General features: G+C 67.4%; 27 protein-coding genes and 1 pseudogene. 11 read left to right on the forward strand and 17 right to left on the reverse strand.

Translation table 11 applies throughout. From position 1 onward, the window contains the following. The 3 genes and pseudogenes from A5789_RS32325 to A5789_RS32335 all read left to right on the forward strand — a co-directional run. Positions 1-798: pseudogene (locus A5789_RS32325) on the forward strand (DNA-directed RNA polymerase subunit beta); the annotation flags it as partial. A 128-nt stretch (positions 799-926) separates the two neighbouring features. Next, positions 927-4,880 carry a DNA-directed RNA polymerase subunit beta' gene (locus A5789_RS32330; RefSeq protein ID WP_064906705.1) on the forward strand — a complete coding sequence of 1,318 codons (3,954 nt, stop codon included), beginning with the start codon at positions 927-929 and terminating at the stop codon, positions 4,878-4,880. Positions 4,881-5,038: 158 nt separating this feature from the next. After that, positions 5,039-5,641, forward strand: coding sequence for a Uma2 family endonuclease (locus A5789_RS32335; RefSeq protein WP_063013683.1), 603 nt, complete (start codon positions 5,039-5,041; stop codon positions 5,639-5,641). A gap of 37 nt (positions 5,642-5,678) precedes the next feature. Here the strand turns inward: A5789_RS32335 and A5789_RS32340 are convergent, their stop codons facing one another. Continuing rightward, complete coding sequence (locus A5789_RS32340) at positions 5,679-6,302, reverse strand: TetR/AcrR family transcriptional regulator (RefSeq protein ID WP_063013681.1); 624 nt, start codon at positions 6,300-6,302, stop codon at positions 5,679-5,681. 80 nt (positions 6,303-6,382) lie between these two features. Between A5789_RS32340 and A5789_RS32345 the strand changes: the two genes are divergently transcribed. Further along, a complete protein-coding gene (locus tag A5789_RS32345; RefSeq protein WP_082941108.1) occupies positions 6,383-7,225 on the forward strand; it encodes an SDR family oxidoreductase in 843 nt (280 codons plus the stop codon). 152 nt (positions 7,226-7,377) lie between these two features. On the opposite strand, the gene A5789_RS32350 is transcribed toward A5789_RS32345, so the two are convergent. The 4 genes from A5789_RS32350 to A5789_RS32365 form a co-directional block, all read right to left on the reverse strand. Further along, a complete protein-coding gene (locus A5789_RS32350; protein WP_064906703.1) occupies positions 7,378-9,753 on the reverse strand; it encodes an excinuclease ABC subunit UvrA in 2,376 nt (791 codons plus the stop codon). A gap of 61 nt (positions 9,754-9,814) precedes the next feature. Next, positions 9,815-10,225, reverse strand: coding sequence for a VOC family protein (locus A5789_RS32355; protein WP_030517086.1), 411 nt, complete (start codon positions 10,223-10,225; stop codon positions 9,815-9,817). A 17-nt stretch (positions 10,226-10,242) separates the two neighbouring features. Continuing rightward, positions 10,243-10,680, reverse strand: coding sequence for a helix-turn-helix transcriptional regulator (locus A5789_RS32360; protein ID WP_030517087.1), 438 nt, complete (start codon positions 10,678-10,680; stop codon positions 10,243-10,245). 79 nt (positions 10,681-10,759) lie between these two features. Continuing rightward, entirely contained in the window at positions 10,760-11,437 is a 678-nt protein-coding gene (locus A5789_RS32365; protein ID WP_063013675.1) for a hypothetical protein, read from the reverse strand. 136 nt (positions 11,438-11,573) lie between these two features. Between A5789_RS32365 and A5789_RS32370 the strand changes: the two genes are divergently transcribed. From A5789_RS32370 to A5789_RS32380, 3 genes are all read left to right on the forward strand, one after another. After that, entirely contained in the window at positions 11,574-13,559 is a 1,986-nt protein-coding gene (locus tag A5789_RS32370) for a serine/threonine-protein kinase (protein WP_064906702.1), read from the forward strand. Between the two features lie 113 nt (positions 13,560-13,672). Continuing rightward, positions 13,673-14,842 carry a diguanylate cyclase gene (locus A5789_RS32375; protein WP_082941109.1) on the forward strand — a complete coding sequence of 390 codons (1,170 nt, stop codon included), beginning with the start codon at positions 13,673-13,675 and terminating at the stop codon, positions 14,840-14,842. Positions 14,843-14,920: 78 nt separating this feature from the next. Then, a complete protein-coding gene (locus tag A5789_RS32380) occupies positions 14,921-16,051 on the forward strand; it encodes an alkaline phosphatase family protein (RefSeq protein ID WP_063013696.1) in 1,131 nt (376 codons plus the stop codon). Between the two features lie 24 nt (positions 16,052-16,075). On the opposite strand, the gene A5789_RS32385 is transcribed toward A5789_RS32380, so the two are convergent. From A5789_RS32385 to A5789_RS32400, 4 genes are all read right to left on the reverse strand, one after another. Next, the gene (locus A5789_RS32385; protein ID WP_064906700.1) at positions 16,076-16,579 is read right to left on the reverse strand and encodes a hypothetical protein; all 504 of its coding nucleotides are present in this window, start codon (positions 16,577-16,579) and stop codon (positions 16,076-16,078) included. After that, positions 16,576-17,649, reverse strand: coding sequence for a MerR family transcriptional regulator (locus A5789_RS32390; protein WP_104364588.1), 1,074 nt, complete (start codon positions 17,647-17,649; stop codon positions 16,576-16,578). Before A5789_RS32390 ends, A5789_RS32385 begins: the two co-directional genes overlap by 4 nt. A 69-nt stretch (positions 17,650-17,718) precedes the next feature. Beyond that, positions 17,719-18,273: a hypothetical protein gene (locus A5789_RS32395; protein ID WP_155525914.1), complete on the reverse strand. Its 555-nt coding sequence runs from the start codon at positions 18,271-18,273 to the stop codon at positions 17,719-17,721. A 13-nt stretch (positions 18,274-18,286) separates the two neighbouring features. Next, the gene (locus tag A5789_RS32400; protein WP_193615610.1) at positions 18,287-18,841 is read right to left on the reverse strand and encodes a cupin domain-containing protein; all 555 of its coding nucleotides are present in this window, start codon (positions 18,839-18,841) and stop codon (positions 18,287-18,289) included. 182 nt (positions 18,842-19,023) lie between these two features. On the opposite strand from A5789_RS32400, the gene A5789_RS32405 reads away from it, so the two are divergent. Beyond that, positions 19,024-19,956 (forward strand): AraC family transcriptional regulator, encoded by a 933-nt coding sequence (locus A5789_RS32405; RefSeq protein ID WP_193615609.1) that lies wholly within the window; start codon positions 19,024-19,026, stop codon positions 19,954-19,956. An 81-nt stretch (positions 19,957-20,037) separates the two neighbouring features. Here A5789_RS32405 and A5789_RS37085 read toward each other — a convergent pair whose 3' ends face one another. Beyond that, complete coding sequence (locus A5789_RS37085) at positions 20,038-20,175, reverse strand: hypothetical protein (protein WP_156055745.1); 138 nt, start codon at positions 20,173-20,175, stop codon at positions 20,038-20,040. A 227-nt stretch (positions 20,176-20,402) separates the two neighbouring features. Here A5789_RS37085 and A5789_RS32415 point away from each other — a divergent pair, with 227 nt between their 5' ends. After that, on the forward strand, positions 20,403-20,873 hold the full coding sequence (locus A5789_RS32415; protein WP_063013662.1) for a PaaI family thioesterase: 471 nt from the start codon (positions 20,403-20,405) through the stop codon (positions 20,871-20,873). Positions 20,874-20,906: 33 nt separating this feature from the next. On the opposite strand, the gene A5789_RS32420 is transcribed toward A5789_RS32415, so the two are convergent. Next, positions 20,907-21,908: an aldo/keto reductase gene (locus tag A5789_RS32420; protein WP_064906696.1), complete on the reverse strand. Its 1,002-nt coding sequence runs from the start codon at positions 21,906-21,908 to the stop codon at positions 20,907-20,909. 101 nt (positions 21,909-22,009) lie between these two features. On the opposite strand from A5789_RS32420, the gene A5789_RS32425 reads away from it, so the two are divergent. Then, entirely contained in the window at positions 22,010-22,885 is an 876-nt protein-coding gene (locus tag A5789_RS32425) for a helix-turn-helix transcriptional regulator (protein ID WP_063013660.1), read from the forward strand. Here A5789_RS32425 and A5789_RS32430 read toward each other — a convergent pair whose 3' ends face one another. From A5789_RS32430 to A5789_RS32450, 5 genes are all read right to left on the reverse strand, one after another. Next, on the reverse strand, positions 22,886-23,869 hold the full coding sequence (locus tag A5789_RS32430) for a pirin family protein (RefSeq protein WP_064906695.1): 984 nt from the start codon (positions 23,867-23,869) through the stop codon (positions 22,886-22,888). 42 nt (positions 23,870-23,911) lie between these two features. Next, a complete protein-coding gene (locus A5789_RS32435; RefSeq protein WP_063013658.1) occupies positions 23,912-24,223 on the reverse strand; it encodes a GNAT family N-acetyltransferase in 312 nt (103 codons plus the stop codon). A 4-nt stretch (positions 24,224-24,227) separates the two neighbouring features. Then, positions 24,228-24,704 (reverse strand): carboxymuconolactone decarboxylase family protein, encoded by a 477-nt coding sequence (locus A5789_RS32440; protein WP_063029230.1) that lies wholly within the window; start codon positions 24,702-24,704, stop codon positions 24,228-24,230. A 64-nt stretch (positions 24,705-24,768) separates the two neighbouring features. Continuing rightward, positions 24,769-25,194, reverse strand: coding sequence for a MerR family transcriptional regulator (locus tag A5789_RS32445; RefSeq protein WP_030517103.1), 426 nt, complete (start codon positions 25,192-25,194; stop codon positions 24,769-24,771). Between the two features lie 140 nt (positions 25,195-25,334). Further along, positions 25,335-25,703, reverse strand: a complete 369-nt coding sequence (locus tag A5789_RS32450) for a VOC family protein (protein WP_063013654.1) — start codon at positions 25,701-25,703, stop codon at positions 25,335-25,337. 84 nt (positions 25,704-25,787) lie between these two features. Between A5789_RS32450 and A5789_RS32455 the strand changes: the two genes are divergently transcribed. After that, entirely contained in the window at positions 25,788-25,988 is a 201-nt protein-coding gene (locus A5789_RS32455) for a hypothetical protein (RefSeq protein ID WP_030517105.1), read from the forward strand. 23 nt (positions 25,989-26,011) lie between these two features. Here A5789_RS32455 and A5789_RS32460 read toward each other — a convergent pair whose 3' ends face one another. Next, the gene (locus tag A5789_RS32460) at positions 26,012-26,503 is read right to left on the reverse strand and encodes a histidine phosphatase family protein (protein ID WP_064906694.1); all 492 of its coding nucleotides are present in this window, start codon (positions 26,501-26,503) and stop codon (positions 26,012-26,014) included. Positions 26,504-26,654 lie beyond the last annotated feature (151 nt).

The raw sequence follows: 26,654 nt of genomic DNA on the forward strand, positions 1-26,654 counted from the left end.
TTGAACACTCATGGTGTGCCGCGTCGTATGAACATCGGCCAGATCCTGGAAACACACCTCGGCTGGATCGCCAAGGCCGGCTGGCAGGTCGACGGCGCCGAATCCGGCAACCTGCCGGACTGGGCGAAGAACCTGCCCGAGGAGATGCTGGGTCAGGAAGCCGACACCAACATCGCGACCCCGGTGTTCGACGGTGCGCAGGAAGACGAGCTGACGGGTCTGCTGGGTTCCACCCTGCCGAACCGCGACGGCGAGACCATGGTCGACGCCAACGGTAAGTCGGTGTTGTTCGATGGTCGTTCGGGTGAGCCGTTCCCGTATCCGGTGGCGGTGGGGTACATGTACATCCTGAAGCTGCATCACTTGGTGGACGACAAGATTCACGCGCGGTCGACGGGTCCGTACTCGATGATCACTCAGCAGCCGCTCGGTGGTAAGGCGCAGTTCGGTGGTCAGCGTTTCGGTGAGATGGAGTGCTGGGCCATGCAGGCCTACGGCGCTGCCTACACGCTGCAGGAGCTGCTGACGATCAAGTCCGACGACGTGGTCGGTCGTGTGAAGGTGTACGAGGCGATCGTCAAGGGCGAGAACATTCCCGAGCCGGGTATCCCGGAGTCGTTCAAGGTTCTGCTCAAGGAACTGCAGTCGCTGTGCCTCAACGTCGAAGTACTGTCCTCCGACGGCGCGGCGATCGAGATGCGCGACGGTGACGACGAGGACCTCGAGCGTGCCGCGGCCAACCTCGGCATCAACCTGTCCCGCAACGAAGCTGCGACGGTCGACGACCTCGCGCAGTAGCCGATCGGTCCCGGCGCCCGCATTGGGCGCCGGGGCATAGTTTCCCGCTCCGCGGAAGTGGTCCGCCACGGCGGACGAACTAGCGAACTTTGCTCGATACTGAACCCGAACAGGGGAAAGGAAGTTACGTGCTAGACGTCAACTTCTTCGATGAACTCCGGATCGGCCTGGCGACCGCCGAAGACATTCGCAACTGGTCCTACGGTGAGGTCAAGAAGCCGGAGACCATCAACTACCGCACGCTCAAGCCGGAGAAGGACGGCTTGTTCTGCGAGAAGATCTTCGGTCCCACCCGGGACTGGGAATGCTACTGCGGCAAGTACAAGCGCGTCCGCTTCAAGGGCATCATCTGTGAGCGCTGTGGCGTCGAGGTGACTCGCGCCAAGGTGCGTCGTGAGCGGATGGGCCACATCGAGCTGGCCGCGCCGGTCACCCACATCTGGTACTTCAAGGGTGTGCCGAGCCGCCTCGGTTACCTGCTGGACCTGGCGCCGAAGGATCTCGAGAAGATCATCTACTTCGCCGCCTACGTCATCACCACCGTCGACGAGGATCTGCGCCACAACGAGCTGTCCACGCTCGAGGCGGAGATGGAGGTCGAGAAGAAGGCGATCGCCGACCAGCGCGATGCCGACCTGGAGGCCCGCGCCCAGAAGCTCGAGGCCGACCTGGCCGAGCTCGAGGCCGAGGGTGCCAAGTCCGACGTCCGCCGCAAGGTCAAGGACGGCGGCGAGCGCGAGATGCGCCAGCTGCGCGACCGCGCCCAGCGCGAGCTGGACCGGCTCGACGAGATCTGGACCACCTTCACCAAGCTGGCTCCCAAGCAGCTGATCGTGGACGAGGTCCTCTACCGCGAGCTGCAGGACCGCTACGGCGAGTACTTCACCGGCGCGATGGGTGCCGAAGCCATCCAGAAGCTGATGGAGAACTTCGACATCGACGCCGAGGCCGAGAACCTGCGCGAAACCATTCGCACCGGTAAGGGCCAGAAGAAGCTGCGCGCGCTCAAGCGCCTGAAGGTCGTCGCGGCCTTCCAGTCCAACGGCAACTCGCCGATGGGCATGGTCCTCGACGCCGTTCCGGTGATCCCGCCGGAGCTGCGCCCGATGGTTCAGCTCGACGGTGGCCGCTTCGCCACCTCCGACCTGAACGACCTGTACCGCCGCGTGATCAACCGCAACAACCGCCTCAAGCGACTGATCGACCTCGGCGCCCCCGAGATCATCGTCAACAACGAGAAGCGGATGCTGCAGGAGTCCGTGGACGCGCTGTTCGACAACGGCCGTCGCGGTCGCCCGGTGACCGGCCCCGGTAACCGCCCGCTGAAGTCCCTGAGCGATCTGCTCAAGGGTAAGCAGGGTCGTTTCCGTCAGAACCTGCTCGGTAAGCGCGTCGACTACTCCGGCCGTTCGGTCATCGTCGTCGGTCCGCAGCTGAAGCTGCACCAGTGTGGTCTGCCCAAGCTGATGGCGCTGGAGCTGTTCAAGCCGTTCGTGATGAAGCGTCTGGTCGACCTGAACCACGCGCAGAACATCAAGTCCGCCAAGCGGATGGTCGAGCGGCAGCGTGCCCAGGTGTGGGACGTCCTCGAAGAGGTCATCGCCGAGCACCCGGTCATGCTGAACCGTGCGCCCACGCTGCACCGCCTGGGTATCCAGGCCTTCGAGCCGCTGCTGGTCGAAGGTAAGGCCATCCAGCTGCACCCGTTGGTCTGTGAGGCCTTCAACGCCGACTTCGACGGTGACCAGATGGCCGTGCACCTGCCGCTGTCGGCGGAGGCGCAGGCCGAGGCCCGCATCCTGATGCTGTCGTCGAACAACATCCTGTCCCCGGCGTCCGGCCGCCCGCTGGCCATGCCGCGTCTGGACATGGTGACCGGTCTGTACTACCTGACCCGCCTGGAAGAGGGCGCCAAGGGCGAGTACCGGCCTGCCACCGCGGATGCTCGCGAGCAGGGCGTCTACGCGTCGCCGGCCGAGGCCCAGATGGCCGTCGACCGCGGCGAGCTGACGGTTCGTTCGCTGATCAAGGTGCGCCTGACCGATCAGCGCCCGCCGAAGGACATCGAGGCTGAGCTGTTCCCCGAGGGCTGGCAGCGCGGCGACGCGTGGCTGTGCGAGACCACCCTGGGCCGGGTCATCTTCAACGAGCTGCTGCCCGCGGACTATGCGTTCATCAACGAGCAGATGCCGAAGAAGCGGCAGGCGACGATCATCAACGATCTCGCCGAGCGCTACCCGATGATCGTGGTCGCGCAGACCGTCGACAAGCTCAAGGACGCCGGCTTCTATTGGGCCACGCGTTCGGGTGTCACCGTCTCCATGTCGGACGTTCTCGTTCCGCCGGAGAAGGCCGAGATCATGGAGCGCTACGAGGCGCAGTCCGACCAGATCGAGAAGAAGTACCAGCGTGGTGCTCTCGACCACCAGGAGCGCAACAACGCCCTGGTCAAGATCTGGCAGGAAGCGACCGAAGAGGTCGGTAAGGCGCTGCGTGCGCACTACCCGGCCGACAACCCGATCATCACGATCGTCGATTCGGGCGCCACGGGTAACTTCACCCAGACTCGTACCCTCGCGGGCATGAAGGGTCTGGTGACCAACCCGAAGGGTGAGTTCATTCCGCGGCCGATCAAGTCCTCGTTCCGTGAGGGCCTGACCGTTCTGGAGTACTTCATCAACACCCACGGTGCGCGAAAGGGTCTGGCCGACACCGCGCTTCGTACCGCCGACTCGGGCTACCTGACCCGTCGTCTGGTGGACGTGTCGCAGGACGTCATCGTGCGCGAGACGGACTGTGGCACCGAGCGCGGCATCCTCGTCGCGATCGCCGAGAAGCAGCCCGACGGCCTGCTCATCCGCGATCCGCACGTGGAGACCAGCACCTACGCCCGGACGCTGGCCGCCGACGCGGTCGACGCAGGAGGCAACGTCATCGTGGAGAAGGGGCACGACCTCGGCGACCCCGCCATCGAGGCGCTGCTCGAGGCCGGCATCACCGACGTCAAGGTCCGCTCGGTGCTCACCTGCACCACCGGCACCGGCGTGTGTGCGACCTGCTACGGCCGCTCGATGGCGACCGGCAAGCTGGTCGACATCGGTGAGGCCGTCGGTATCGTCGCCGCCCAGTCCATCGGTGAGCCCGGTACCCAGCTGACCATGCGTACCTTCCACCAGGGTGGTGTCGCGGGTGACGACATCACCGGCGGTCTGCCCCGCGTGCAGGAGCTCTTCGAGGCTCGTGTGCCCAAGGGCAAGGCGCCGATCGCGGAGGTCTCGGGCCGGGTGCGGCTCGAGGACGACGACCGCTTCTACAAGATCACGATCATTCCGGACGACGGTTCGGACGAGGTGGTCTACGACAAGCTGTCGAAGCGTCAGCGTCTGCGGGTGTTCAAGCACGAGGACGGCTCCGAGCGTCTGCTCGCCGACGGCGACCACGTCGAGGTCGGCCAGCAGCTGCTGGAGGGCTCGGCCGATCCGCACGAGGTGCTGCGTGTGATGGGCCCGCGTCAGGTGCAGATCCACCTGGTCCACGAGGTCCAGGAGGTCTACCGGTCGCAGGGTGTGTCCATCCACGACAAGCACATCGAGGTCATCGTTCGCCAGATGCTGCGCCGCGTGACCATCATCGACTCGGGTGCGACGGAGTTCCTGCCCGGTTCGCTGGTGGAGCGTTCGGAGTTCGAGGCGTCCAACCGCCGCGTCGTCGCCGAGGGTGGCGAGCCCGCGTCGGGTCGCCCGGTGCTGATGGGTATCACCAAGGCGTCGCTGGCCACCGATTCGTGGCTGTCGGCGGCCTCCTTCCAGGAAACGACTCGTGTCTTGACGGACGCGGCGATCAACTGCCGCTCCGACAAGCTGATCGGCCTGAAGGAGAACGTGATCATCGGTAAGTTGATCCCGGCCGGTACCGGTATCAACCGCTACCGCAACATCCAGGTGCAGCCGACCGAAGAGGCCCGTGCCGCGGCGTACGCGGTGCCGTCCTACGACGACACCTACTACAGCCCGGAGGGCTTCGGCACCACCACCGGTGCCGCGGTCCCGCTGGACGACTACGGTTTCAGCGACTACCGGTAATCCGGTAGAGGACAACCACATTCGGCCCCCGTTCCGAACGGAACGGGGGCCGAATCGTATTCACGGTTCGCTCGGTGCGAGCGCCTTCGGGTGGAACCGAGTCGAATGAGCGAGGAAACGGACCCGATCACGATCGATCCAGCGGGTAGCCTTCAGGTATGACCGTCGCCCACCATCACCACGACGAACCGATCCGCGGTCGGATGGTGCTGTTGCCGACGCCGCCACCCGGCGGGTTCACCGCCGAAGATCTACCTCGCTTGATGGAAGTAGTCGATGGCAACTTCGAGCTGCTGGACGGTGAAGTCGTGATGATGGCCCCTGCTGATCCCTGGCACGACGAGGTCCGGGACACGCTGAAGGCCGCGTTACGACCGATCCTGCCGACGGAGATGGTCGTGATCTCCGAGAAGGGCATCGACCTGGGCCATTCCGTGCCGGAGCCGGATGTTCTGATCGTGTCGCGGGCCGCGTTCGGGCCGCATACGTCGGTCTACCAGTCGGGGGACGTGCATCTCGCCGTAGAGATCGTCTCGCCCAGCACGAAGACCAAGGATCGCAAACTTCGTCCCGCGCAGTATGCCGAGGCAGGCATCAAGTGCTTCTGGCGCGTCGAGAACGAGGATGACGCGATGGTCGTTTACACGTTCGAGCTGCTGCCCGAGGGCGGTTGCTACGCGCCCAGTGGCGTCTTCCGCAAACAGTTGCGCATCGAGAAGCCTTTCCCGATCGACGTGGAACTGCCCGAAATAACCTGGTAGGCGGCCTCGGAAACCCGCCGGCGGGTCGGTCCGCCGATCAGGCTTCCGCTTCGAGGGTGTGGCGGGCGGCGATGAACAGGGTGGTGCAGACGTCGGTGAGTGCGGCGGGGGTGTGGGGTGTGCCGCTCATCAGCCAGTCGACCAGTAGGTGGTTGACGCCGCCGACGAGGGCGACCGCGGCCGCATGTTGTTTGGCCGACAGGGGTTCGGAGCGGGCGGCGGCCCAGGTGGTGGTGACGATCTCGGCGAATTCGCGCAGTACCTCGTGGCGGCGTTCCTCCATGGTGGAGGACACGCCGACGGCCTCGATCAGGGCCACTCTGGCAAGTCGCCGATCCTCGGTCAGATATTCGATGAACGTCTGTATTCCGGCACGGGTTCGGTCATCGATGTCGTCGCCCGCCGATATCATCGCGGCCGTGGTGGCGGCGCGCACCTGGTCCACGACCTCGGAATACAAGGCGGCCAGGCAACTTTCGCGGTCGGCGAAGGATTCGTAGAAATACCGTTCGGTGAGCCGCGCGACCCGGCAGATCTGTTTGACCGAACTGCCCGCATACCCGGTGGTGCCGAAAACCTCCAGCGCGGCGTCCAGGATCGCCGCGCGCCGCTGCACTCGACGCTCGTCCGGCATCAGTCCCTGATACTTCCGTCCCGACATGCCCCTGTCCTTACGTCCCGGCCTATGGCACACTAGAGCATCGTTGCTGACACGCAGGCATGTCAGAATGGAGAACATCCATGACCTCACCGATTGCCGGTCGTGTCGTCGCGGTGACCGGCGGGGCGCGGGGCATAGGCCGGGAGATCGCGCGCGTGCTCGCCGAGGCCGGTGCCCGGGTTGCCATCGGCGACCGGGACGAACCGGCGGCTGTCGCCACCGCGGCCGAATTGTCCGGTACCGTGCGCGGTTTCGCGCTCGACGTCACCGACACGGACTCTTTCCGCGGCTTCGTCACCGCCGTGGAATCGCTGTGGGGTCCGATCGACGTGCTGGTCAACAATGCCGGGGTGATGTGGGTGGGTCCGTTCGACGCGGAGCCCGAGGTCGCGACCGCGCGCATGCTGGAGGTCAATCTGCACGGCGTCATCCGCGGCGTGCGGCTGGTTGCACCGGGCATGCGGGCGCGGGGGCAGGGCCATATCGTCACGATCGCCTCGGCCGCCGCGCGATTGTCCCCGCCCGGCGAATCGACCTACGCCGCGACCAAACACGGGGTGCTCGGCTATCTGACCGGCGTGCGCGAGGAACTGCGCGGCAGCGGCGTGCGGATCTCGGTGATCATGCCGGGGGTGGTCGCGACCGAACTGGCCGCGGGAACCGCCACCGGCGCCGCGAAACTGCTCCAGCCCGCCGATGTCGCCCGCGCGGTGCTGCGGACCCTCGAACACCCTCGTTTCGAGGTCACCGTGCCGCGATACATCGGTCCTCTCGTCCGGCTCGCCGAACTGCTCCCGCAGCGCCTGCGCGACCTGACCTTCCGGCGCATGGTTCCCGATCAGGTCGCCGCGACCCGCGGTTCCACCACCCGCGCGGCCTACGAACGCGGCCTGGCCGATCCCACCGGTGGGGACACCGCATGACGCCCTACCCGCCCGCTCGCTGATTCGGGCGACCACAGACCGCGTCGGCGCAGCATTGAGCCGCCCGCGCCGACGCACCCGGCCTGCCGGTTCCGGTCGACCGGAACCGGCAGGCGCTCGGAGAAGCGATCGCTGTCGCGGGGGGTCGCGAATTACCCGCCGACGTAGGCGGCGAGGTGTTCGCCGGTGAGCGTCGAGCGATCGGCGACCAGATCGGCCGGCGTTCCCTCGAAGACGATGCGCCCGCCGTCGTGGCCGGCCCCGGGACCGAGGTCGACGATCCAGTCGGCATGCGCCATGACCGCCTGGTGGTGTTCGATGACGATCACCGATTTGCCCGAGTCCACGAGGCGGTCGAGCAGGCCGAGCAGGTTCTCCACATCGGCGAGATGCAGGCCCGTGGTCGGCTCGTCGAGAACGTAGATCCCGCCCTTCTCGCCCATGTGGGTGGCGAGTTTGATGCGCTGGCGTTCACCACCCGACAGCGTGGTGAGGGGCTGACCCAGTTTCAGATAGCCGAGTCCCACATCGCCGAGGCGTTGCAGAATCTTGTGTGCCGCCGGGAGTTTCGCCTCACCCGCGCCGAAGAACTCCTCGGCTTCCGCCACCGACATCTCCAGCACCTCGCTGATGTTGCGCCCGCCGAGGTGATAGTCCAGAACCGCCGCCTGGAAGCGTTTACCGTCGCATTCCTCGCAGGTGGTCGCGACGCCGGCCATCATCGCCAGATCGGTGTAGATCACGCCGGCGCCGTTGCAGGTGGGGCACGCGCCCTCGGAATTCGCGCTGAACAGCGCCGGCTTGACGCCGTTGGCCTTGGCGAATGCCTTGCGGATCGGCTCGAGCAGTCCGGTGTAGGTGGCCGGATTACTACGCCGGGAGCCGCGAATCGCGCCCTGGTCGACCACCACGACATCGTCGCGGTCGGCGACCGACCCGTGGATGAGCGAACTCTTACCGGATCCGGCCACGCCGGTGATCACACACAGCACCCCGAGCGGGATGTCGACGTCGACATGCTTCAGGTTGTGGGTGGAGGCGCCGCGAATCTCCAACGCGCCGGCCGACTTCCGGGGCGCGTCCTTCAGTTTCGCCCGATCGTCGAGATGGCGGCCGGTGATCGTGTCGCTGGCGCGCAGCCCCTCGATATCGCCCTCGAAACAGACTGTGCCGCCTTGGCTTCCGGCCCCCGGACCCAGATCGACGATATGGTCGGCGATCGCGATCGCTTCCGGCTTGTGCTCCACCACCAGCACCGTGTTGCCCTTGTCGCGCAACTGCAACAGCAGGTTGTTCATTCGCTCGATATCGTGCGGATGCAGGCCGATGGTGGGTTCGTCGAAGACGTAGGTGACATCGGTCAGGGACGAGCCGAGGTGGCGAATCATCTTGGTGCGCTGGGCTTCACCGCCGGAGAGCGTGCCCGCCGGCCGATCCAGTGACAGATAGCCGAGGCCGATCTCGGTGAACGAGTCGAGCAGGTGCTGCAGACCTTTCAGCAGCGGTGCGACCGACGGCTCGTCGAGAGCGCGCACCCATTCGGCGAGATCGCTGATCTGCATCCGGCAGACGTCGGCGATGCTCTTGTCGCCGATCTTCGAGGACCGGGCCTCGGCGCTGAGCCGGGTGCCCTCACATTCCGGGCAGGTCGTGAAGGTCACCGCACGCTCGACGAACGCACGGATATGCGGCTGCAGCGAATCGACATCCTTGGACAGCATCGACTTCTGGATCTTCGGGACCAGCCCCTCGTAGGTGAGGTTGATGCCCTCGACCTTGATCTTGGTCGGCTCCTTGTAGAGCAGGTCGTGCAGTTCCCGCTTGTTGTACTTGCGGATCGGCTTGTCGGGGTCGAACAGCCCGCAACCGCGGTAGATGCGGCCGAACCAGCCGTCCATGCTGTAGCCGGGGATGGTGAGCGCACCCTCGTTGAGCGACAGGCTCTCGTCGTAGAGGGCGGTCAGGTCGAAATCGGTGACCGAGCCCATGCCCTCACAGCGCGGGCACATACCGCCGAGCCGGTGGAAGGTCGCCTTCTCGGCCTTGGTCTTACCGCCGCGCTCGACGGTGATCGCACCGCTGGCGGTCACCGAGGGCACATTGAACGAATAGGCGTTCGGCGAGCCGATCTGCGGCTGGGCGAGGCGGCTGAACAGGATGCGCAACATCGCGTTGGCGTCGGTGGCGGTGCCGACCGTGGAGCGGGGGTTGGCGCCCATTCGCTCCTGGTCGACCGAGATCGCGGTGGTGAGGCCGTCCAGGAAGTCGACCTCCGGCCGCGACAGCGTCGGCATGAAGCCCTGGACGAAGGCGCTGTAGGTCTCGTTGATCATCCGCTGCGATTCCGCGGCGATGGTGCCGAAGACCAGCGAACTCTTCCCCGATCCCGAGACGCCGGTGAAGACGGTCAGGCGACGCTTGGGAATTTCGACGCTGATGTCTTTGAGATTGTTGACCCGCGCACCGTGTACGCGGATCAGGTCGTGGGTGTCGGCAACGTGCCGGTCCGGCGTCGAGGCCTTGCTCATGGTTTCTCCAATTCAGGGTGGGCGGCCTGGTCCGCCGGCCGGCTCGGTTGTCGGGGTCGGCTCAGGAGGCCTGTTGGATCCGCAGCAGATTGCCCGAGGGATCGCGGAACGCGCAGTCGCGCAGTCCGTAGGGCTGGTCGGTCGGCTCCTGCACGACCTCGGCCCCGTTCGCCTGCAGCCGCTCGAACACCTCGTCGACGTTCTTGGTCGCCAGGTTGAGGCTGGCGAAGGTGCCCTTGGCCATCATTTCGGAGATGGTGCGCTGCTCTTCTTCCGTGACGCCGGGGGTGGCGTTCGGCGGGTAGAGCACGATCGAGATGTCCGGCTGTCCGGCGGGGCCGACCGTGATCCAGTGCATGCCCTTGAAGCCGACGTCGTTGCGCACCTCGAAGCCGAGGGTGTCGCGGTAGAACGTCAGCGCGGCCTCCGGATCGTCTTGCGGGAGGAAGGTGTCGTGAATGGTGATGTCCATGTCGCTCACGCTAATTCCTACTCGGTAACCTGCGCTTCTCGATTCCTGATCGGTCTGGTCACCTGTTTCGCGACACACGACGGCATGCCCAGAGTGGCGTCGGCGGCCTCGCGCCGGTAGACGCTCGGCGGCACTCCGACCAGTTCGGTGAAGCGGGTACTGAAGGTGCCCAGCGATTGGCAGCCGACCTCGAAGCAGACCTCCGTCACGCTGAGATCACCCCGGCGCAGCAGCGCCATCGCGCGTTCGATTCGCCGCGTCATGAGATATCCGTACGGCGATTCCCCGTAGGCGAGGCGGAACTGCCGGCTCAGATGCCCCGCGGACATGTGCACATCGCGCGCGAGGGCCTCCACATCCAGGGGTTTCGCATATTCCCGGTCGATGCGGTCGCGGACCTTGCGCAGCCGGGCGAGATCGCGCAGGCGCGGGTCGGGGGCAGGTGTGCTGCTCACAACGCGATGGTGCCACGCGGCGCCGACATTGCCCAGCAACCCTCACCACGAGCGGGACGAGGGGTGGCGGCGGACGAGGTCAGCGCTCTCGGACCGGTGGGCATTTCTTCCCCGCGAGATGGCATTTGTCCTCGAAACCCGCGGGTAGCCAATTTCCGGACAGCAGCAGCGGATGATTCGGAAAGTGCAGATGGGCGGCGACGACGAATATCAGTACGGCCCAAGGTGTTCGGACCTGCCACTGGTGGAAGGTCCGATTGCGGTCGACGTAGCGCGCGACCACCTGATCGGCGGCGGTCAGGTCGATCGTCTCCAGCGATGCCCACCGGATCCGGAAGGAGTAGTCGGGGTTGGTGAGGTGGATGCGGCGGTCGGAGATCATCACCGAACCGGGGCGTTCGGCGATCCAGCGCGGTTGCGACGCGGCCTCCGCACGCTGGCGCCGGGCCTGATTCACCAGCGCGTTCCCCAGTTGCGCGGCCGCGACGAAGGAGGCGCTGCCCGCGACGTAGATGTTGTTGCGGGTCCAGCTGCCGTCCCCGGGCGCCCGCCAGAACGACCAGGTCGCCGGGCCTTCCGCGATACAGACCTCGCCCGGGTCGATCCGGATCCGGGTGGACTTGACGGGCATCCGCGCCAACTCCTCGCGACGCAGCAGATCGAGCACCCCGCAGGTGTACAGCAGGTGGTCGTCGAACCACGTCCATCCGGCCCGGTCGGCGAGGGCCCGGTCGATATCGGCCAACGGGTCGAACACTGCGATCTCACCACCTTCATCGACATACGCGACGCTGGATATCCACGGTATCGGAGGAGGCCACCGCCCGGCGAGGGCCGGCGGATCCGCCCGGTAAGCTGCTGACGCCTCGGTGGGTTCGACCAGAAGGGGGACCGTGGCCGCACTCGCGATCGGCGAGACGTTCGCCGGTTACCTCATCGAGGGCGTCCTCGGCCGTGGCGGAATGGGAACGGTCTATCTCGCCCGCCACCCGCGGCTGCCGCGCCGAGTGGCACTGAAGCTGCTCGACCGCGAGGTCTCCGCCGATCACGAGCGCCGCCGCCGGTTCGATCAGGAAGCCGATATCGTTGCCCGCCTGGAACATCCGGGCATCGTGCGGATCTACGACCGCGGCGCCGATGCCGGACACCTGTGGATATCCATGCAGTATGTGCACGGTACCGATGCGGCGCGGCTGGACCGGCGGGCTCTCACCACCGAGCGGGTGTTGCGCATCGTCACCGAAACCGCTGCGGCACTGGACTACGCGCACAGCAAGGCGGTATTGCACCGCGACATCAAACCGGCGAACATCCTGCTCGAGACACCCGAGGCCGGTCGCGCCGAACGGGCGGTCCTCACCGATTTCGGCATCGCCCGATTACAGGACGCCGATACCGAACTCACGGTGACCGGCACCCTCACCGCCACTCTCGCCTACGCCTCCCCGGAACAGCTCTCCGGTGAACCGCTCGACCATCGGTGCGACCAGTATTCCCTGGCCTGCACCCTGTTCACCCTGTTGTGCGGCCGGCCGCCCTATGCCGGAACCAATCCCGGGCAGGTGGTCGCCGGGCACGTCACCAAACCGATTCCCCGGCTGACCGCGGTGCGATCGGACCTGCCGCCGGCGCTCGACGCGGTGCTCGTGCGGGGGATGGCGAAACACCCGGGCGAGCGGTACGGCAGCTGTGGGGAATTCGCCGCCGATCTACGAAATGCCTTCCACGGCCGAGGATCTGGTTCGGTACGCGATGTGTATCACGCCCCGGACCGTGCCGAGGAGGAAGGGGCGGTGGCAGTCACGCAGGCGGGATTTCCGGTGCGGCAGGCATTCGACGTGCCGGGGCGGGGGCATCGACCGACGCCGGGCGAGCCGTCGATCGCTTCGCCGGCGGTTCGCGTCGGGGCGCGGCCGAGGAGGTGGATCCGGCGAGGCGCGGCCGTCGCCGCAGTCGTGGTCCTCGTGGCCGGAGCGGGGCTGGCGATCGGGGAACTGTCGGGCCGGGGTTCGGCTCCTGTCGGCTGGGATGCGAAACATCGGCTGATCGTGGACAGTTTCCCGCAGCTGTTGTCCGATCGGCCCGGGGAGACGGGGTGGTCGGGGACGCGGTGCGCGGTCGATGCGACGGCGGGAGAGCGAGCGGCCGTCGCCTGCGAGAATCCGGATCGGGATCTGCGCGTGGAGATCGTCGATCTCGAAAACAGCGATGCCGCAATTGAATTCGCCGCAGACGCCAGTAGACACAGTGGGGACCTGCTGGCGAAGCATCCAGGTTTCGCGGATCCGCTGGATGTGGTGTTGCCGACGCCGGACTCGACCGGGACGCAGGACCTGTACACATTGTTCCCCCGGGACGCGCAGCGTTCCCGATTCGTCCTCGGCCTGCGCTGGACCAAACATGCGGCGCTGGAGATCTACGATCGCTGGTGGCCGCAGCTGCCGATGGGTGTCGCCGCGCCGGATGCGACAGCCACCCCCGATGCGAGCGCCGCGGCGCCCGACAGTGTTCCGTGGTGCTACGCCACCCGGACCGCGACCGACGTCAACGACGACGCGCCCGGCGGCACCGCATCCGGCCCGGACGCCGTGCTGGGCTACGAATACGCGCGGTACGACACCCGAAGCGGTTCGGCGGCCCGGGAATACGTCGCTCCGGAATCGACCGCCGTCCCCTCCGCCGAAACCCTGCAGAGGCAGATCGACCAGGTCCCCGTCGGCACCCAGCACTGTGTGCACGTGACCGGTGGAGATGTCCCGGACCGCTACCGGGTGCAGGTGTTCGAGCGCCGCCCCGACCGCGGTTTCCTCTATCGCGCCTACACCGCCATCACCACCACCCGTGACGGCCGGGTGTTCATCCGGGAAATCAGGAACTGACCCCGGCACCGAGCCGGCTCGTTCGAGGTTTGGGCGGAGGAGGGCATAACGGCCATCGATCGCTGGTCCTGCGGCACTTCACAGGGCGTCCGACGCGGTCCTAACGTTGTCGGATGGCTGCACCCGAGCCGGTCGGCGTCGAGCCTCGCCGCAGCAGGGGCGTGTCCGCGCGGACACGTGTCGCCGACGCGCTGAACTCCGGCGGACTGCGCGCCGTGCGGATGTGGTGGCGAGAACCCATCGACTATCGCTGGTTGCTGAGCACGCTCCGGAACCAGGGGGCGCTCGGCCTGCTGAAATTCTCGATCGGCACATCCGGGCTGGGCCTGTGCTTCGTCGCCCTCATGCTCCTGCTGTCGCCCGAAGGCCCGCAGAGCGCGTTCGGCCGGGCGGTGATCGGCCTGTTCGCCGTTGTGGCGCTGTTGGCGGCCCTGCGCTGGTATCTACTGCCCTGGCCGACTGCTTCGGTTTCCCTGGCGTTGATAGCAGTCGCGGATATCGCCATCACGATCTGCAGCCTGCTGGTCTCCGGCCGCGTGGCGATGATCAACGCGACCACCCTCATCCTGACCGGCGGCTACCTCGCGCTCTTCCACAGCGCCAAGGCTCTCGCCGTGCACGCGGGGTGGTCGCTGTTCTCGGTGCTGCTGGTCACGGGACGAATGATGATCTCTTCCGACTCCGATCGCGACGTCCCCCTTGCGATGGCCACCGCGCTGATCATGGTCCTCGCCGTCGTTTTCGTGCTCCCCACGCTGCAGTTCTTCTATTGGGTGCTGCGCACGAACGCGTTGTCGGATCCGCTGACAACCCTGCTGAACCGGCGCGGCCTCGATTACCACCTACCGAGAGTGTTCGCCCCCGGCGCGCCGCTCTGCGCGATGGTCATCGACCTGGATCGATTCAAGGAGGTCAACGACACCTTCGGGCATCAGGAGGGCGACCGGGTGCTGGCCAGAATCGCGGCACGGTTGCGCGACACCGCCGACCCCACTGTCACCATCGCGCGCACCGGTGGTGAGGAGTTCACGATCGTCGGTCCGCTGGACGCCGGAGCCGCTCGGGCGATGGCCGAGCGGCTGCGGCGGGCGGTCGAGAATTCGAGCGATGGGGCCGCGGTCACCGCCAGCATCGGCGTGGTGGTCGTCGACCTCGGTGCGGCGACCGATGACGGTGTCTCGCCCGAGCGGCTTCTCGGCTTCGCGGACACCGCCATGTATCGGGCGAAACAACGGGGCGGCAATGCCATCGTCGTCCGGGAACTGCGCGAACCTCTCGCTTGAGCGGGAAACCGGAGCCGCCGCGGGTCGGCTCGGAAATCGGCTCGTCGCAGCGGAATCGATGCGGCACCATGGGCGATGATGCGTTACTCACTCGCCGACCTCCTGCCCTCGGTGGCCGCCGCCCTGGGGATGGATGTGCACAATCCGCTGGGCCTGAGGCCGAACCGCGATGTCGTGGTGCTGCTGGTCGACGGGTTGGGCGCCGAACTGCTCGCCCGCCACCGCGACACCGCGCCGACGCTGGCCGCACATGTGGCAACCACCGTGGCCACCGGATTCCCGGCCACGACCGCGGTCGGGCTCGCGAGCCTTGCAGTCGGCGCACCGTGCGCGACCCACGGCATCATCGGCTACAGCTTCGCCGTGCCCGCCGATGCGGGGCCGCGACTGCTCAACGCGCTGCGCTGGCGTCTGGACAGTGCGACCGGTCCGGATGCCCGCGAGCAGTACCCGCCCGAGCAGATACAGCCGGCTCGCAGCCGGGTTCAGGACCTCGCCGCGCACGGCGTCGAGGTGCACTACGTCGTTCCCGGATATCAGGGCGGATCCGGTCTGACGCGCGCCGTCTTCCGCGCCCCGGGCACGCTGCACCCGGCCGAAGACCTGGACGGCGTCCGGGACGGAATCCTTTCCGTCGCGGCCGGTTCCGGCTCCGGGTCCCGATTCGCCTACGCCTACTATCCGGAGCTGGACGCGAACGGACATCTGTACGGTCCGGGATCGGCGCAATGGCTGGCGGAACTGGCTCGGATCGATGCGCTCGTGGCGGATCTGCTGACCGAACTGCCCGCGACGTGCACGCTGATCGTCACCGGAGATCACGGCATGATTCGCGCGGGCGAGGTCGTCGATCTGGACGCACGCGCCGACCTGCATCGCGAGGTGCGATTGATCGGCGGGGAGGCCCGGGCGCGGCACGTCTACCTGGAACGTCCCGGCGCGCTGCCCGATGTGCTGGCCGCGTGGGCCGAGGAACTGGCCGGGCACGCACGTGTGGTGAGTCGCGACCAGGCGCTGGCCGAGCACTGGTTCGGGCCCACCCCGCCCGGTCCGGCGATCGCCGAACGGATCGGCGACATCATCGCCGTGGCACGCGACCGCAGCGTGCTCGTCTGCCCCGGTCGCGAACCTGTCGAATCGACACTGCTCGGCCACCACGGCGCGTGGACCGACGACGAACAACTGGTACCGGTGGTCGTCGGCGGATAGTGGCTCCGGCCCCGCGGCTTTCGGTCACGACGGCGACGGCGCGGAATCGCGGCGCCGGGTCGATCGTCGATCGATCGCCGCGCCGACCTCGTCGATCGCCGTGCGGATGAGCCGGCCGTAGCCGTCCTCGGCCAGCGCGCCGGCACGGTCGCGCGCCGCGGCGATGTGCTCCGCGGCGGCGTCGAACGAACCCAGCAGCCGGTAGTTGTCGGCGAGGTTCAGATGCAGCGAGGGGTAGAACCCGGCGATGTGCAGACTCGAGTGATGGCTCTGCACCCGCGCCTCGGTGAGGGCGTCGGCCGCGTCGAGAGCCCGTATGTCCCACACGAGTGCCTGGGCCGGATCGGTGTGGAGGTCGGCCAGGTAGTGGGCGAGGGTGCAGCGGTGCAGCGGATCGCCCACCGGTCCGATCGTCTCCCACAGTTCGGCGAGTTGCCCTCGGGCGGAGTCGGTTTCGCCCTGCCGGCCGCGTTCCACGGCCGCGCCGATGGCCGCCATGGTGGGGTCGTGGGCAACGGTGTCGGTCATGATTCCTCGAACTGGGCGGGGGCGACGGGCATCGCCAGAGTGGTGAGGTCGCCGTCGTCCGCGGATCGGATGACGACGGGCTGCTTCGGACCGGCGATGTCGATCATCACGTCCGGGCCGATGGCCGCGCCGATCGCCGGGTAGAGGGTGGTGATGTCGAAGGTGAGCTCGACATCCGGTCCGGTGACCGCGGCCGAAACCTGTTCGGCCGCATCGGAACCGGCCCCGGCGAGTGCGATCGCCCCGGTGCGGACGCACAGCCGGATATGGCGTGCGCGTAGCGATTCCACCGCCCGGACGAGTGCGTCCCTCGGCGTCACGACGCGCGTGCGGGCGGTGTCGATGGAACCCAGCAGCATGCGGTGGTCGGGAAACGGTCCCGGCAGGATGCGGCACGTACCGGCCGGCGACTCACCGGCCCGGAACCGGACCGAATGCGGTCCGGCATCCAGCCGGACCTGGTGGTGGCGGCGGATCCGCGGCACGGCCAGCCGCAGATCGTCACCGTCGACGGTCGCGGCCCACTCGGTCGAACTCGGCCGCTCGGGGACGAGGGTGCGGGTGGCGAGCCGGTAGCGATCGGTGGCCGTGAGCGTCAGCGCCTCCGCCGAGACCTCGACGTGGACACCGCTCAAGACGGGATGCTCCGGCTCGTGCACGGTCGCGGCGAGTATCTGCTCGACCGCCGTCGCGAAGACGGGACCACTGACCGTCGCGACCGCCCACCCGCGCCCGGTGCCGAGCGTCGCCTTGATCTCGGCTGCCCTTCCCCGAGCGCGGCGCACCTGCTGTTCCAGCCCGGCGACGTGCTCGTCGATGAGCTGTCCCGCGCTCTCGTCCCCGGCCGCCAGCACCGCCGCGATGGTGTCCAGCGGCATGCCGATCTCGCGCAAACCGCGGATCGCCACCGCCCGTTCCAGTTGGTCGTCGGCGTAGTACCGATATCCCGACACCGGATCCACGATCGCGGGCGGTAGCAGTCCGGAGTCTGCGTAGAACCGCAGTGCGCTCGCCGTGAGCCCGCTGGCCCGCGCGAACGCTCCGATCGTCACCATTCCGGATTCCGCCACCGCCCCATCATGAAGCTTCAGCCGACCTGAAGGTCAAGAGCGGTGAATTTCACGAGCGGTGGCTCGACCTCACCGCCGGAAGGTGCGCGAATGCGCCGACACGAGGGCGTGCGGGCAATGCGGACGGCCGCGGGGTGCGGGTGCGAATCCGTCGAAGCGCAGCGGCGGGGCCGGTGCGCGCAGCGTCAGCGTCGACGTCCACGGCCGCGCCGGCATCTCCATCCGGCACGCGACGTTCCAGCCGAACGGAATCGCGTGGGCGCGTTCGCCGTGTTCCTCCAGGCGATCGGCGAACTCGGCCAGCACGTCCAGGGTGTCGGCGAGATGGGTCAGTACGTCGGCCTGACCGGAGGCGAAGGTGAAACGACTGCCGCCCGCCACGCAGGACGGACTGCCGGCGAGGACGACGAAGGATGCGTCGCTGTCGGCGCACAGTTGCCGGACCGCGCGCACGGCGTCACCGCTGATGGGGCAGTCCCCGGGTTCGACGACGATGCGCACCAGCAGGCAGTCGAAGAATCGCCGCGGTACGCCCACGGCGGCGGAGGGCAGTTCCACCGCGCACGGACCGGCGTCGACGGGCGTGTATTCGAAGCTGCGCCAACGACTTCCGGAAATTCTCATCGTCGCGCTCGCCTCACGGTGCGGCCGGCGTGGTCCGCTCGACGCCGCAGAGGGTGTAGCAGAACACGAACGGCTCGGTGCCGTCGTTGAACCAGGCATGCGGGGCGCCGTGCTGCACAACACAATCGCCCGGTCGCAGTGCCACATCCTCACCGTCGCCGATCCGCAGGCGGCCCTCTCCGCTGAGCACCACCACGAAGTCGACGCTCTCGGTGGCGTGCACGCCGGGACGAGCCGGGTCGAAGGCCGCCATCATGCCCGGCAGCTTCTGCTCCGCCTCGGCCGCCACCGCCGCCATCTCGGCCTCGGACAGCTCGGCGTCGGGCTCGTAACTCAAACCCGGTGGGACGGAGATGAATCCGAAGCGCACTCCGCCGGGGCCGGGAAAGTAGCTGGTGTCGGCATCGGACGGCATCCGGTCGACGGGAAGTGTGGGCAGCTCGTCGACCTCCCACATCCGATGCAGTTGCGCCCCCTGCAACAATGCCAGCGTCAGCGGCTCGACCTTCTCGTCGGAAAGTACTGTGCCCTGTCCGGCGCCGTCGTCCCCGACCACGATCCTGCGCATGAAAACCTCCTGATCCTCATCCATTCCGCGCTGATCCGGACCCGTATTCCGCCGTTGTACAGCCCGTTTCCGGATATCAGCTCTCCGGCACGGTAGCGAGCGCCGGGGCGTGCCCACGTGTCCTGAAACGCACGGCCATTGTTCGCGTGCGCAGAATCGGAAAACCGGCGATGATATCCACGATGACCACTGCCGAATCGGAGACGACGAGTGCGATCGAGCCGCACGAGCGGGTCGATTACTGGGCTCATCTGATCAGCTCGTACCAGTGCGCGCTGGGCTACCGGTTCCCGACTTCCGCGGACTTTCACGGCCGGACCTCGCTGCGCCGTACCGAGTCGTATCAACTCGTCAGCTGGGAATCCGATGCCGTCACCTATTTCCGGAGTGCGCGGCTCATTCGCACCGACCCCGACCACGATTATCGTCTGCTCGTACCGATCACCGGGACCCTGGCCTTCCGCCACGGCGACGACACCGGTTCCCTGCCGCCCGGCAGCGCGTGCCTGGTCTCCACCGACGAACCCTTCGAGATGTCGATGTGTGAGGGCTCGCACGGGCTCATCGTCACGATCGCGCGCGAGGACATCCGGCATCGTCTGAACCGCCGGGAGCCACCGCCGCGGCCGCTCGATCTCAGCACCGGGATCGGCGGCGTCGCCGGGGCGGTGGCCGGCACCCTGTACACCGAGCGCGCAGCGCTCACCGACCACCAATTCGACACGGTCGCAGAACAATTGGTGGATCTGCTGTGTATGCAGATTCTCGGGGAACCACCGAGTGCGCCCGCCCAGCTGGCGCAGGTGGAGGTGAGTGCCCGGCGCTACATCCGCACGCATGCGGGCGATCCGGAGCTCACCGGCGCGCGCGTCGCGGCGGCCCTCGGCTGGTCGCTGCGCCAGCTGCAACTCGCCTTCAGTCAGGCCGGCACCACGCCGAGCGAGGTCATCCGGGAGCAGCGGCTGCAGATCGCCCGCGACCGCCTGCGGAATCCTGCCTACCGGCAGCGCAGCGTCGCCGATATCGGCGCGGATCTGGGATTCGGTTCGGCCAGTAGTTTCACCAAGGCGTTCCGCCGCCGCTTCCACACCACTCCCGGTCAGCTGCGCGCCTGAACATCCCGGTCGTCCGCCGGAATGCCGACGGCCCGCCTCCGTGCATGGGGTCGGGGGCGGGCCGAGGTTGCGGAGCGCGGCTCAGTTGAAGATGCCGCCGCCCTGGGTGGCGGACCCCGCCGACCCCGTCACGAACAGGTTCATGATGTTGGTGAAGACGCTGTTCGAGTTCACTGTGCCGGCGGAGTTGGAGTCGATCAGGGCGATAAAGGCGTTCATGAACTGCTTCCTCGTGCATCATGGGTCCGCGGACCCGGTTGGTTGTCCTGCCGTGCTCAGCGCAGTGGAATGAAGCTTAACCAAAATCAGCCGAATCTGAACAACCTTCTTTTCGGATTTTTCGGGCACTCCTGTCGGATCGGTGTGGCGGCGTGCTGTGGACAGGTTTCCTCGTACAGAGTAAAAAAGTGGAACACGTTTCAATTTTGGGTGCGACGGGAGACGCAATGGACCACGCTGCCATGGGCGAGCTGGTGATGGCCGGATTTCAGAAGCTGGGATTCATCCAGTTCGCGGGGGTGGAAGGGGTGGAATATCTGCCCGGCCGCAATGTGGTGAGCATGGCGCCGAAGCCGGAACACCTCAATCACAACGGCGACGTGCATGCCGCGATCCTGTTCGGCCTCGCGGAGACGGCCGCGATGGGCGCCTCCATTTCCGGCATCGTCGACCTGATGGGCGAGACGTTCATCGTCGCGCGCGACGGCCGGATCGAATATCTGGCCCGGGCCAAGGGCGAGGCGGGCCCGTTCCGCGCCACCTCGGAGTTGACCGCGGCGGAACTGGAACAGGCCCGCGCCGATATCGCCGCGCAGCAGCCGGTGGAACTGGCGATGCCGGTCGACATCACCGACAGCACCGGCAAGTCGGTCGCCGCGGCCACGTTCACCGCGGTGATCCGGCCGCGCCGCAAGTAGCCGCGCCGCGAATACGCGGGCGGTGAAGGAGATTCAGCGCTCGCTGTCCAGCATGGCCATCTGCGGGGCGGCGTAGCGGTCACCGGCGACCGCCTCGGCGGGCGCCGCCGCCTCGATCGCGGCGAGCTCCGACTCGGAGAGCCGAATATCCAGTGCGGCAACCGCTTCGGTCCAGCGGTCGACCCGGCGCGCGCCGATCAGCGGGACGATATCGGCGCCTCGGGTCAGGACCCAGGCGATCGCCAGCTGTGCCACGCTCACGCCGTGCCGGTCGCCGATCTCCGCCAGCGCGGAGACCAGCCGGAGATTGGTGGTGAGGTTCTCGCCCTGAAATCGCGGGCTGTGGGCGCGGAAATCATCGGGGGCGAAGGTCTGGTTCGCGCGCAGGGAGTCGCTCAGCAAGCCGCGCGAGAGCACACCGTAGGCGGTGATCCCGATGCCGAGTTCCCGTGCCGTGGGCAGGATTTCGCGCTCGATGCCCCGGGTGATGAGGGCGTACTCGATCTGCAGATCGACGATCGGTGCCACTGCCGCCGCACGCCGCAGGGTCTGCGCGCCGACCTCGGACAGTCCGATGTGGCGCACATAGCCGGCCTGCACCATCTCCGCGATCGCGCCCACGGTGTCCTCGATCGGAACCGCCGGATCCAGCCGTGCGGGGCGGTAGATGTCGACGTAGTCCACTCCCAGCCGCTGCAGCGAATAGTGCAGGAAGTTGCGCATCGCCTCGGGGCGCGTGTCGACGCCGCCGAAGCTGCCGTCCGGACCGCGCAGGGCGCCGAATTTCACGCTCAGCTGGTAGTCCTCGCGCGGGCGCTGGGCGAGGGCCCGGTGGATCAGCATTTCGTTGTGTCCGGCGCCGTAGAAATCGCCGGTGTCGACGAGGGTGGCGCCGGAGTCGAGGGCGGCGTGGATGGTGGCGATGGATTCGGTCTCGTCGGATTTCCCGTAGGCGCCCGACATCCCCATCGCGCCGAGACCGATGCGTCCGACCTTCGGGCCCGTCGCGCCCAGTTGTGTCTGCTCGATAGTCATGCTCGAATCCTGCGCCTCGATCCGCCGCCTTCGGCAGAGATCGTTTATCGGGGGATCGGCGATCCCTGGCTGCGGCCGCCGCGCCGGGGCACAGTGGAGTGATGGATCGCGATGAACTGGCCGATTTCCTGCGGCGCCGGCGCGAACAGCTACAGCCAGCCGATGTGGGACTGCTGCCCGGTACCCGCCGCCGGACTCCCGGCCTGCGTCGCGACGAGGTCGCCCTGCTCGCCGGGATGTCCACCGACTACTACACCCGTCTCGAGCAGTCGCGGGGCCCGCGGCCCTCGGTGCAGGTTCTCGGCGCACTCGCCCGCGCGCTGCGGCTCACCGACGACGAGCGCGACCATCTCTACCACCTGTGCGGCCATGCGGCGCCCCACCGTGGCGGCGGCGACCGGCACGTCGGACCCGGGCTGCTCTACCTGCTGGACAAGCTGGAGGACACGCCCGCCTGCGTGGTGTCGGATCTCGGCGAGATCCTCGCGCAGAACCGCATGCACATCAACATGATGGGTGACCACACCCGCTTCACCGGCATGGATCGCTACCTGCTGTGGCGCTGGTTCACCGATACGGCCGGCCGGGAGACGTTCCCCGACGCCGACTGGGACCGGCTGACCCGCCGGCACGTCGCCGATCTGCGGGCGACCGCCGCGCGGCGGGCGGGCGACCCCGACGTGACGGAACTGGTGACCAAGCTGCGGGCGGTCAGTCCCGAATTCGAACGGCTGTGGTCGGCGCACGAGGTGGCGGTCCGGATCAGCGATGCCAAGCGGATCCGGCATCCGCAGGTAGGGCTGCTCGACCTGGTCTGCGAAACGCTGGTGACGCCGAATGCCGCCCAGCATCTGCTGGTCTACTATCCGCGCCCCGGTACCGACGCCAAGGAGCGGCTGGAACTGTTGCGCGTCATCGGAACCCAGACCATGACCGACGAGACCGATTCGGGCAGCACGGTTTTCGATCGGGGCTGATCAGCGGGGCGGGAACGTGCGGCGGGTGCGCGGTCGCAACCGCAGGTTGGGCAGCGGCGGCGCCGGAATGCGTTGCTGCGGAGTATGTCCCGCGACGTCGCCGAAGCGTTCGGTGTCGTGCTTCTCCCATGCGGTGCGGGCGGCGTCGATCTCGTCGTGGCTGCGGCCGACGAAATTCCACCACATCACCAGATCCTCGCCGAAGGGCCGGCCGCCGATCAGCACCACCCGCGCACCGGATGCGCTGCGCAGCCGCAGTTCGGCGCGGTCGCTGCCCAGATACAGCAGCGGACCGGGTTCGGCGAGTACGTCGTCGATGCGCACCTCACCCGACATCACCAGTACCGCATGCTCGAATTCGGGTGCCAGCGGCAGATGTGCGTCCGCGCCCGGGCCGACGGTGATGTCCGCGCCGACGATCGGGGAGTAGGTGATCGCCGGGGAGTGCACATCCCCGAGCGAGCCGATCAGCACGGTCGCCCGCAGTCCCGGGCGGGCCAGCACGGGCAGCTCGCGATGCTGCTCGAAGTGCGGGTCGATATCGCGGTGCGCGTCCGGCAGGGCGATCCAGAACTGCAGCCCCTGCCCGGCGGGCGCACCGGGCACGGTGTACTCCGAATGCGCGATACCGCGTCCGGAGGTCATCAGATTCAGCTGGCCGGGTTCGATCTCCACATCGGATCCGACGCTGTCGCGATGCCGGATCCGGCCGTCGAACGGCCAGGTCACCGTCTGCAATCCGATATGCGGATGGGGATCGATATCCGGCGGCAGCCGATGCGAGGTCTCGGTCGAACCGAAGTGGTCGAGGAAACACCAGGCCCCGACCGTCGGCAGATCGCGCTGGGGCAGCACCCGCATCACCGTGACGCCGCGCACGCCGCCCAGTGGCACCTCCCGCGCCGGATAGAAATCCGCCCGCGGGCCGGGCGTCGGCGACGATTCGCACAGCGCCTCGGCGGGATTCGCCTCGAGATCGCTCATCGGCCACCTCCGGTCCGGGGTCACCGCTGATGCCGGGCGCGGTTACCGCTGAATGCCTTTGCCCACTACGTGAGCATCGTAGTCCGGGTGCTTGTCGAGCCAGCTCTTGATGAACGAGCAGCGGGGCACGATCGCACGGCCGCGGTCGATCGTGTCCACGATCGCGTGCTGCGCCAGCGTGCCGGCCAGGCCCTTCCCACTGAACTCCGAATCCACCTCGGTGTGGATGAAGGTGGTGTCCTCGCCGTTGTCGCGATATTCGGCGAATCCGGCGAGTTTGTCGCCGTACCACACCTCGTAGCGGTGCTGCGCGTCGTTGCGGACGACTGCTGCGGTCGCGGCCTGATCGATCATCGGGTTACTCCTTCCGTTCCCGCACCGGATGCCTGCTCATGATCGACACGCGATTGAACGCGCCGATGGTCGTCGCGACCCAGACGATCACCGAAACCTGTTCGTCCGAGAGCTGTTGCCGCGCATGGGCGTACACACGTTGCAGGGTGTCCTCATCGGGCAACGTGGTGGTCGTCTCGGCGAGTGCGAGGGCGGCGCATTCGGACGGGGTGAACAACTCGGTACGCCGCCAGGCCGGCAACACGTCGAGTTGCTGTCGGGTCACGCCTGCCTTCAGTGCTGCCTGGGAGTGCAGATCCAGGCAGTACGCGCATCCGTTGATCTGCGAGACGCGCACGTTGACCAGCTCGACCAGGGAGCGGTCGAGACCGGCGGCCGCGGCGGCGTTGCGGACGGCCAGTGCGACGCTGTTGAGCGCGCGGAAGGGCTCGGGACTCTGTTTGTCGATCCAGATGCGGGCATCGGCGGCGGGGGTTTGCATAGCGGAGGCATCCTAACCGTGCGCTGCGTCACCTTGCGCGGGATGTATGCGACGTCACGCGGGTTCAGATGTCTTGCATGGCAGCCACTCTGCCCTCGTAGAGGCCGATCTTGCGGTCCAGCACGGCGAGTGTGCTGTGCAGGTCCTCGATCTGGGCGAGCACGCCCTCTCGGGTCTTGCGGAACATCTCCAGCCGCTCCGGAGTGGTCTCGTCGCCGGCGCGCACCAGCTCGGCGTAGTGGACCATATCGGCGACCGACATCCCGGTGGTGCGCAGACAGCCGATCAGGTGCAGCCAGCTCAGGTCCCGATCGCTGAACCGGCGCTTGCCGCTGGAATCGCGGCCGATGTAGTCCATCAGGCCGATTCGCTCGTACCAGCGCAGCGTGTCGCGGGTGAGGCCGGACCGCTCCGCGACATCGCCGATCGAATACTTCGGGCGCTCGTAATCCTCGGTGTGCTCGAGCGGATTCGCCGTGGTTGCCGTCATCGCCCCTCGCCTTCCTGAGCCCCGCTTGCCGACCCGCACCGGCTGCGCCGGATCTGCGCCTCGACAGTACCCACCTGGAGTGCACTCCATGCAAGCCCGAGCGCATCGGAACGCACAGCCCGGGCCGACTCGGCGGCGGCTCAACCCCGCTGCGGCAATTCCTGCACGGCCCACTTGTTGCCGTCGGGATCGGCGAAATAGGTGAACAGGCCCCAGCCCTCGTCCTTGACCGGCGTGGCCTCGACGCCGGCGGCCACCAGTTGTCGATAGGCATCCTCGGCGCTGGACACCACCATCTGCATACCGACCACGCTGCCCGGCGCGGCGTCGGTGATGCCCTTGCCGATGCAGATCGAACACCCCGAACCCGGCGGAGTCAGCTGCACGAACCGGATGTCCTCGGTCGGGCTGGCGTCGTGGTCGGCGTTGAATCCGATGCTCGTGTAGAAGTCCTTCGCCCGGTCGACGTCGGTGACCGGGATGGCGACGAGTTCGATTTTCCAATCCATGTGAGGAGCATCTCATCGACCACCGACAATCCGGGTTGCCGGACAATTCGGGCACAACCAGCGCCGAGCACCTACTCTGAGTACATGGCCAAGGAAATCGATCGGGTCCGGGCGCGGTCGGCGCTGGAGACGGTCAAGGAAAGCCCGTTCATCGCCCTCGTCGCGGCGGTCCCGGTGATCGTCGTACTGGGCGTCGTCTGGGCGCTGACGAACTGGTTCGTCGCGTTGCTGGTGCTCGTGCTGCTCGGCGCGGTCGTCGTCGTGCGCGGCAAATTCCTACGCTGACAAGCCTTTTCGACACCAGCGCGTCAGCGCGGCACGTGGAACCGGACCAATTCGCCGGTGCCCGGGTCCGCGCGTGACCACGGCCGGTCGAATTCCAGCACCGCCAGTGCGGAGGTCGGGAATTTGCGGCTGAGCTCCTCCGCCGGCAGCGAGGCGCGATTGGCCGCCAGCTCCCACGCCGTCCACGGCATCCCCGGCGAGTGGCCGATCAGCAGCAGCGTCTCCACCTCGTCGCCGGTCAACTGGATCAATTCGATCAGCGTGTGCGGCGTGGCCTCGTAGATCGAATGCTCGTAGACGACCGGCGCGTCGATGCCGGTCGCGTCGAGCGTTTCGCGGGTCCGGACCGCGTCCGAACAGCACACCGCGTCGATCGCCGGCTGGGTCTCGCGCAGCCAGGTGCCGGCCAGCGCGGCCTCGCGCCGCCCCCGGGGCGCCAGCGGCCGATCGTGGTCGTCGACACCCGGCGGATATGCGGATTTACCGTGTCGCATCAGGATCAGCGTCCGCGCCATGAGCAATACCGTAGCGCCGTAGAAAGTAAACGGTGTTATCTAAATCGCTACCTGATGAGAGATGTAACTCACTCTCGAGGCACACTGAAGGTAGTGTCACAGCGGGGGCCGAAGGCAACCGGTGCGATGCACGCCCTGTCCAAACCCGGGT

This window comes from Nocardia sp. 852002-51101_SCH5132738 (genome assembly GCF_001665695.1).
GTDB lineage: Bacteria > Actinomycetota > Actinomycetes > Mycobacteriales > Mycobacteriaceae > Nocardia > Nocardia nova.